Raw genomic sequence first — 8,264 nt, 5'->3', positions numbered from 1 at the left:
CGCTCAACGCCACCATCGGTTTTTCCGAATTCCTGAAAATGGAAATGTTTGGCCCGCTGGGCTCCGAACGTTACAAGTCCTATGCCAAGGATATCTATGATAGCGGGAATCACTTATTGGAAATCATTAACGACATCCTCGATCTTTCACGTGCCGAGGCCAATAAACTGCAGCTGACGGAAGAAGATATTCCGTTACAGTCCATTCTAGATTCCAATCTGCGCATGTTCCGTAAAACGGCGGCATCCGAAGGCGTGCGTCTTAAACTCATTTCAGGCCCCATGCCCGTGCTTCATGTCGATGAGCGCTTAATGATGCAAGTTTTTACCAACCTGTTGTCAAATGCTATCAAATTCACAGAGAAGGGCGGAGAAATTATAGTTTCCGTAAATGCCACAGACGCAGGGAGTTGCAAAATCACCGTCAGCGATACCGGTATTGGAATCGCTAGTGATAAAGTTGGCCAATTGTTTGAGGTATTTACCCAGGCCGACTCATCCACAACCCGAGAGTACGGCGGCACGGGGCTGGGCTTATCCATCGTTAGGCAGCTTTGTCAGTTGATGGGTGGCGATGTGGACGTACGCAGTGAGCTGGGCAAGGGTAGCCAATTTGGTTTTTCGATTAAATTGGGGCGCAGCGAGGTACTATTGCCCACGATAAGGAGTATCGACATGGCCGGTTTGCCGATACTTATCGTCGACGATAACCGCACCAATCTTGACGTTTTATCAGGCTTAGTCGAGCAAAAATCAATGGTGGTTAGCGCTTGCAGTAGTGGCTTGGAGTGCCTCAACCTGCTTGAGAAACGAACCCTTGCCGACGGTGGATGCCCGTTTCGGGTGGCTATTCTCGATATGCAAATGCCGCACATGGATGGCGCAGAGTTAGCAAAAATTATTCGCAGTAATCCGCTCTATAACGACATGAGTCTAGTGATGATGACGTCGATGGGAGCCCGAGGTGACGGGAGCTACTATGCTGACATTGGCTTCGCGGCCTATTTTCATAAACCCACCATAGAGCAAGATTTGTATGATGCTTTAGCCATCATTTTAGATAACAACGAAACACAAACTGGCGCAACGGCGCTGTTAACTCGCCATAATCTTAGTTCGATACGAGAAAAAAGCGAAGCTGAGACTATGCAGCATCAACTGGGGCAGTACGCACACCAGCGCTTACTCGTTGTTGAAGACAACGCCATCAACCAACTGGTGGCGCAAGGCATGTTGGACGATTTAGGTTTATCCTGTGATGTTGCTGACAATGGCCTAGAGGCTATCGAAGCTCTAAAGCAGGCCGGCAGCACCCCTTATTCACTTATTGTAATGGATTGCCAGATGCCAGTCATGGATGGTTACGAAGCCACGAGGAAAATTCGCGCAGGCGATGCCGGCGACCATTATCGCGATATTATTATCGTGGCGATGACCGCCAACGCCATGCAAGGGGATAAAGAAAAATGCATTAGCGCCGGCATGAACGATTACCTGACGAAACCTATTGGTGAGCGTCCGCTATCCCATTGCCTGGCTAAATGGCTGCGCGAAACCGATGTTAAAAATTCGCATAATAGTGACAATGCCCCGGTTAAAACTACACTGCCAGTGTGGGATCAAACCGAGCTACGTGATCGGCTGCGCAACAAAGAGGATCGCTTTAAAAAAATCATCCACATATTTTTACGCGACATGCCTGCACTGGTGAATGAACTTGAGCAGCATGTTATCAATAAAGAAATTGCAGCTGCGATTAATATTGCCCATACCCTTAAAGGCGTAGCGGCTAATATTAGTGGCTTGGAGCTACACGCACTGTGCACCGAGATGGAAACCATGGCCAAAAAAGGCCAAGGTGATGCACTACTTGATACTTGGCCCATATTTAACAACAGCTACCAAAAGCTATATCAAGAACTCAGCGCCGCATGTTGAAATAAAGCAGAAACTATTGAAAGAGGCGCTAGCCTGGCTCGTAGTGGATGAAATACTGTTGCCTCGTCCCTTATTATGACTGCTCACCATGATAGGTGCCTATTAACTAATGCCGATTAGTTAATAGGCTTTTAGGGGCGAAGTCGGCTATCACACAACATTGGTAAATATTCCCGGCAATGGCGTCACGTCGCCAGCGTAAGGTACTGAGGTACCAGCGGCGGCGGCGATTGTCGCCCAGACCCGTTGCATATCGACGGCTTGGCCCATTCGCCAATGGCTGCGTTCGCCAAACGGTTTGAGGTTGTAATAGCGACCGCCGCCGTTGCCGTTGCGCAATAGACCCGATGCACCGCCGATAAGGGTCACCGGAACATCTTGCATGTGTTCTGGCGCACCGTCAGCCATTTCAGAGGTGAGTACCACAAGAGTGTGGTCAAGCACACTATCGCCGGGCACGTCGGGGTCGGGCATGGTATTGAGTTGGTCGAGTAGGTATTTAACTTGCTTGATATACCACGCGCGTGAATCACGCCATTCGGTAACGGAGCCATAGCGGTGCGCACAGTCGTGTGGATTGCGGACGGTAGAGACACTTTTTATCACTACGGGGTCGGCCGAACGTCCTATTTGAAAGGTGGCAATACGCGAAGAGCCGCAACTTAAGCCGGTAGCAATAATACTAGCGTGGGCACGGGTCACCGGCTCGCGGAAATCGGCGGAATTGATGTCCATTTCTGGTACTGGCGATGCCGCGCTAGGGGTGCACTGCGCGGCTAACGGTAGGCTGTTTTGCATGTCGTCAACAACTTGCTCAATGGCGTCTAGGTGGCTATCGAGTTTGCCGCGTTCACTGCCGCCAAGCTGTTGTTTTAATGCATTGATACGCGCGATGGCGGGATCTAGCAGGTAGGACTTACTGGTCGCGGCCGGTGTGGAGCTGCTGTCGGCGTTATTAATATTACCCAGTATTTGATCAAATAGTTGATAGGGGTTTTCTTCTGGCCGCAGCATGGTGCCGTCTTGGTGAGAAACATTCCAGGCGGCGCCGATCATTGAGTGAGGCCCCGAATAAATACGTTTTAACGCGGGATTGGCACCGGGTAACGCGTTACCCAAAATCAGGTCGATTGAGCTGTGTTGTGCGGCGGAGTCGCGTAGTACTGACATCCAGCCGTTATGGCCACCGGAGCCACCAGATATGATTAATTGCTGTAGAAATAATGCACGTTTGGCGTGATCACCCAAGTGGCGGGACATTTCACCGAGGGTAATGTTGGTTGAGTCATCGCTGTCAGCGCTTGGGAACCATAGTCCGTTGTAGCCCCCGTGAGGTTCAATACCAAAACCGTCGGGTATCACAGCAAACACCACTTTCAATTTAGGCGCGCCTTGCGCCGAGGCAAGCTGAGAAAGACCGGCTAACGACAGCGGGCAGGCTATATTCCGCATTGGCTGGGCGGAGGCACTCGCGAGCGTACTGCGTAGAAACGAACGTCTTGAAAGCGGTTTTTTAATCATGATGGCTATCTACTCGCTGCGATCTTGTCGGGTTAATGTAATTTCGCTTAAAAGCAGCGCCTTAATCATCGTTTTAATGTGACCTAGGCTAACAAACTCGGTTTGCACCGCCGCTAGATCTTGCTGACTTAAGGTGTCGGCATGGTGGCCGCTGGCATAGCGGTAATAGCTGTCGACAAAGCACTCCCGAACCTGTGTTGATTGTGCGAGGTAAAGGCTTAGCTCGCGGGCATCTTGATACTGGCTTAATACGTTCTGCCCGCTGTTGTCGCGTAGCTCGCCGGCACTGTCGATCATTACCTGCACACTGTTGTCGTTATAGGCGGTTTCATTGAGGCGGTATTTACCCGTTTGATCAAAATTTTCCAGTGCCGAGCCCGGTTCGTTCATCAGTTGATGACATTGCCAGCATTGCCCCTCTGATGCGTTAGCACCGGTAATTAAATCCCAGCGTTGCCGGGTACTAATCGCTGTGTCGGGTAAGGTAATGGTATCGGGGTTCACACCGGAGGGAACGCCCATGCTATGACAAAGCATGTTTTCACGTATCATCTTGCCACGCTTTACCAGTGAGGTTGCGGCAAAATCAGCGTTGGCTATCTGCGTAAGACCTTGGTGTAAAATACCGCCGCGTGTGCTATCGGTATTGACGCGCGTCATTTCTGCCGAGTTCATCGCGGCTAAACCATAATGGGTGCTTAGGGTATTGTTGGCAAAGGTATAGCCTGGGTTGAATAAGTCGTCAATGTTGGCATCAGTAAGGCTGGCGACTGCCTGTACAGCCAAGCGCTGTTCATCGACCATGGCGTTGATTACATCGTTTGTTAGCCCTGGTTTTTCGCTAACGCGTTCATTGGTTTGCAGGTAGTAAGCTATAAAGTCGACAAAGTGCGTAGCAAATTTCGGATCAGCTAACAGTGTATCGACAGCCGTTTCTATCTGAGAAATTTCGCTGAGACCATTGGTTGCTGCCAGTGCCAGCAGTTCACTACTCGGCGTGGTTCCCCAGAGTTGATAGGACAGTAGGTTGGCGACTTGGTAGTCGTTAAGAGGGTAAGATTGACTGGCAATATCCCAGTCTCCGATTTCTATATGATAGAGGAAGTCGGGCGCCAGTAGCATTGCTGCGAGTGCGTCGCGAGTACCGTAGTCGGCGCGGATTTTTTCATAGCTTGCGAGTTCGCTTGTGGTTAGCGGTCGTCTCATGATTCCTGTAGTTAGCGCTGCTAGTTGGGCGCCGTTGCAGTCGGTACTGCTGCAGCCTAGCGACTCCAAATTGATCGCGCTGGTGATGTCCCCAACGAGTTTGATCATCTCGTTAACATGATCATAGAGGTAGATACCGTTGTTGGCATCAGTAGGGTATTTAAACTCGCTCGAGAAGTGATTCTTGGGTAAGTCTTGTTGGTCAACGTCGACGGCAAACAGGCTGTAGATAGTGTTTTTAAATTCGTACGGAGTGAGTTTTCGTATACCGCGCACGCCTGCCTGTTGGTCACCATGATCGAGGTTAATGCTAAATCCCCAGCGCTCGACCCAAAGGAATTCTGCGACGGCATTGATACAGTTTTGGTCACACTGTGGTGCCGGCATGGAGACTATTTTTGTTAACAGGTTGCTCAGTGAGCTGTCGCTCCAGGAATTCTGGATGAAACCGTCAAACAGATTGGCGGCGATGCCGCCCTCGGTATGGCAGGCAATACAATGTTGGTTGAATAAACGCTCGCCCTCAGAAATAATTTCTTCGATGTTGATACTCTGGCTAGTCAGGAAGGTGCCTGTGCCGGTTTGATTGAAGGCGGCTACGCGATATAGATAGGTATTTACGGCGCTAATGTTAGCGTCAGCATAGGTTGTTACATCGGCGCTGACGCTGGCGAGTTGCTGCCATGCGTCCGCATTTTCGCGGCGTTCTACAATAAAGCCTTGCTCGTTATCGGCATTATCGGTCCAACTGATGCCGACTATAGTCTGTGTCGCTGACGCTACTGCAATTACGTCTGAGACATCGTCTGGGGCTGTGGGTAGCTGTTCTAAATTAACCGCGTTACTAGTGACATAACTGGATGTGCCAATGCTATTGCTGCTGGCAATACGGTAGACGTATGCGCCGCCAAAACTGACCATGCTATCGATATAGGTAAGAGTGTTTTCAGGCTCGCGGCTTAAGTCTTGCCAGTTGCCGCTGTTCAGGCGGCGTTGGATAATAAATTCATCCTCGTTATTGGCCTGGTCAGACCAGCTTAGCGAGATGATATTTTGGTTGTCGAGCTGGATAGCTCTGAACTGTGTTGCGGCGGTTGGCGTGCTGACGGTAGTGGCTACGGCTTCGTCAAGCGCTAGCCACGGTAGGCCGGCGCCACCAGCAAACTCAGCAGGGCTCTCATTAAGGTTCCACCATTTTGCTTCATAGGCTTGATCGGCAAAGGTAACTTTGGTGCCGCCAAAGTAAGCAACGGCTGGGTCCCATGCGGGGTAGCTCGGCTGTTCTGTGATGGCATCTGGGCCGTTGTCTACGGGGTCGTTGTTTCCAGGGGTATTGTCTAACGGCTCATCAGGCTGAGCTGTGGAGGGCATGTCATTTTGCTCGCCGGTTGGCGAGGTGCCGTCACCGGCAGGTGTAGGCTCAACGTTCGAACCGGTGCAGCCACCAAAGGTTAAAAGTAAAAGACCGCTAAATACAAAGTGAGCGGTGGCCGAGAAGCAATTTTTGTACATGTTCTTCCTCTACCTGACGTTAATTCAGTGTTTTTTTGCGTTTCTGGTATGGATTAGCGTTTTAGTATTGGTAATAGCTTGGTTAAATTTCGATCATTATTGTAGCGCTATTGATTCCATTATCTACCAACCTTGGACTCGGTTTCGGTTGTGCAATACCACGCTAATTAAGCTTAGAGCCTATAGGCGTTGGCTTTGCGTGACGGGCCTTGGTAAAGAGAAGATGATGGAAGGTATTTTGCGTAGATGAACTGGCCGAGTAACTGGCGCCGGGTACAAGCAATGGTTCGCAATTTACTGCGGTTGGGTATTAGTGGGTCGCGGGCTGTTACGTGCGGATCGTCGGGTAAAAGTTATTGGCGAAATTCAAAGACAGAAGGTCTGCATGGGCCTGAGTCATACTGGAAGCGTGGGAATAGTTTCAAGCAAAGTATTGCATTGTTCTCAACAATACACTCTTCGATAATATGAGGTTAATTTCACTGCGCGATTGCGGGGTCGATATTTATCGTGGGTAGGCCGCCCTCGACTTTTTACTCCTATAATGTCTAACTTGAATATCTCTATTCCGGTCTGCAGATCCGTAAGCTGGGCGGTGTGGTAGCCGGGAGAGAGAAACTCCTAGCTACCCGATTTATATTTTCTAGCTAATTTTTTGTAGGTTTAGTGTTGAACTACATCAACACTAAACCCTGCTGGATTTTGAATCATAAAATGTATTCCCCCCCCTAATAGCCGGCTATTGCAAATATTTTTAACGAAGGCAAGCGTGCACCCAGGAATTCAAAAACGGGAAGTTATTTAATGCACGCCCCTAACGCCCTATTAAAGCGTTAAATACCTCTGTATAGGTTTCTTTTTTCTGATAATTATCATCCAATAAAAGAGGCATAGGTTTTTCGCCGCTGCAACCTGCACCTTTCCAACTATTTAGCCACGAAGAGCGATCATTTAGCCCCCAGAATGTAATAGCAGAGCAGGCCGGTTGATTCACGCAAGCCGATACAATATCGTGGTATAGGGATTGTTGCCATGCTGCATCGCGCCCGCCACATAGGTTGATATCCATTTCAGAGATAATCACTTCAAGGCCGAGATCGGCGATGCGCTGCATGTTTTTGGCGACCTCGGCCGCTGTAGCGATGTTGTTCGGTGTTCCAATATGCATTTGAAAACCGACCCCATCAATAGGTACGCCGCGCTGCACCATACCTTTGAGCATCTCATAGAGGAAATCTGCTTTGTCGTTATCAGCGTCTATGCTGTAATCGTTATAGTAAAGTTTTATGCTCGGGTCTTGCTCGTGAGCAATCCTAAATGCGATATCAATATACTCGTCGCCCAATAAGCGTTGAAATACGGTATTGCGCATGCGAGGGTTACCGTCACCGGCATCGGTGTCTGTTTTAATCGCTTCATTTACCACATCCCAAGCGTACATTTTTCCCTTAAAGTGGCTCATTACTTGAATTATGTGATTTTTCATGACGGTTTTCAGTTCGTCAGGATCAGTTATATCATCGACCCATTGGGGTAATTGGCTATGCCATACCAAACAATGTCCTTTTACTTTCATATCGTTGTTTTGAGCAAAATCTACCACTTGGTCAGCGCGGGCGAAATCGAATACATTACGCTCAGGCTGCAGGTGAATCCACTTGGTCGCGTTCTCGGGTGTAAGGTAGTTAAATTCCCTGGCAAGATGTTGCACGTGCGTTAATTGCGCAATTTGCGACTGACCCAGCACATTGCCCATCAAGATGCCTTTGCATTCGCCGGCATGTTTTAACGTGTTGGGCTCTTGGCAAGTCTTATTGGCAACCGATATGCCAGCATGATCTTGCGTTGTGCAGGAAAATAAAAAGAGCAAGCTATAGGTTAGTAAAAATCTTTTCACTTTTTGATCCTTTTTGAGGGCAGTGGTTTTTGTATTGTGTTTTTATGGCCGGCTTTCATTCGCAGCACGCCCCTTAGGGCTGAGGAAAAAATACTTTATCCAAAAATACTTGCCTCCTGCTCCCTCAACTTCGTTACCCAAAGCGTTACATGCCCCGGCATGCGCCCCTTCGGGCGCCTTGTTGAGAAAAC

The 8,264-nt window shown here is 49.2% G+C and carries 4 protein-coding genes; 1 reads left to right on the top strand and 3 read right to left on the bottom strand.

Translation table 11 applies throughout. The features are described from left to right. The coding region (locus AC3A8L_RS17585; RefSeq protein WP_487963580.1) for a response regulator at positions 1-1,937 on the top strand (1,937 nt) is incomplete at its 5' end. A gap of 150 nt (positions 1,938-2,087) precedes the next feature. On the opposite strand, the gene AC3A8L_RS17580 is transcribed toward AC3A8L_RS17585, so the two are convergent. The 3 genes from AC3A8L_RS17580 to AC3A8L_RS17570 all read right to left on the bottom strand — a co-directional run bounded on the left by AC3A8L_RS17580 (position 2,088) and on the right by AC3A8L_RS17570 (position 8,073). Further along, a complete protein-coding gene (locus tag AC3A8L_RS17580) occupies positions 2,088-3,458 on the bottom strand; it encodes a DUF1552 domain-containing protein (RefSeq protein WP_487963579.1) in 1,371 nt (456 codons plus the stop codon). 9 nt (positions 3,459-3,467) lie between these two features. After that, entirely contained in the window at positions 3,468-6,176 is a 2,709-nt protein-coding gene (locus AC3A8L_RS17575) for a DUF1592 domain-containing protein (RefSeq protein ID WP_487963578.1), read from the bottom strand. Positions 6,177-6,990: 814 nt separating this feature from the next. Next, positions 6,991-8,073, bottom strand: coding sequence for an endo-1,4-beta-xylanase (locus AC3A8L_RS17570; RefSeq protein WP_487963577.1), 1,083 nt, complete (start codon positions 8,071-8,073; stop codon positions 6,991-6,993). Between the last annotated feature and the right edge of the window lie 191 nt (positions 8,074-8,264).

The organism is Marinagarivorans sp., from assembly GCF_982758155.1.
The sequence above is the reverse complement of the archived record's forward strand: the minus strand, read 5'-3'. Positions and strand labels throughout refer to the sequence as shown.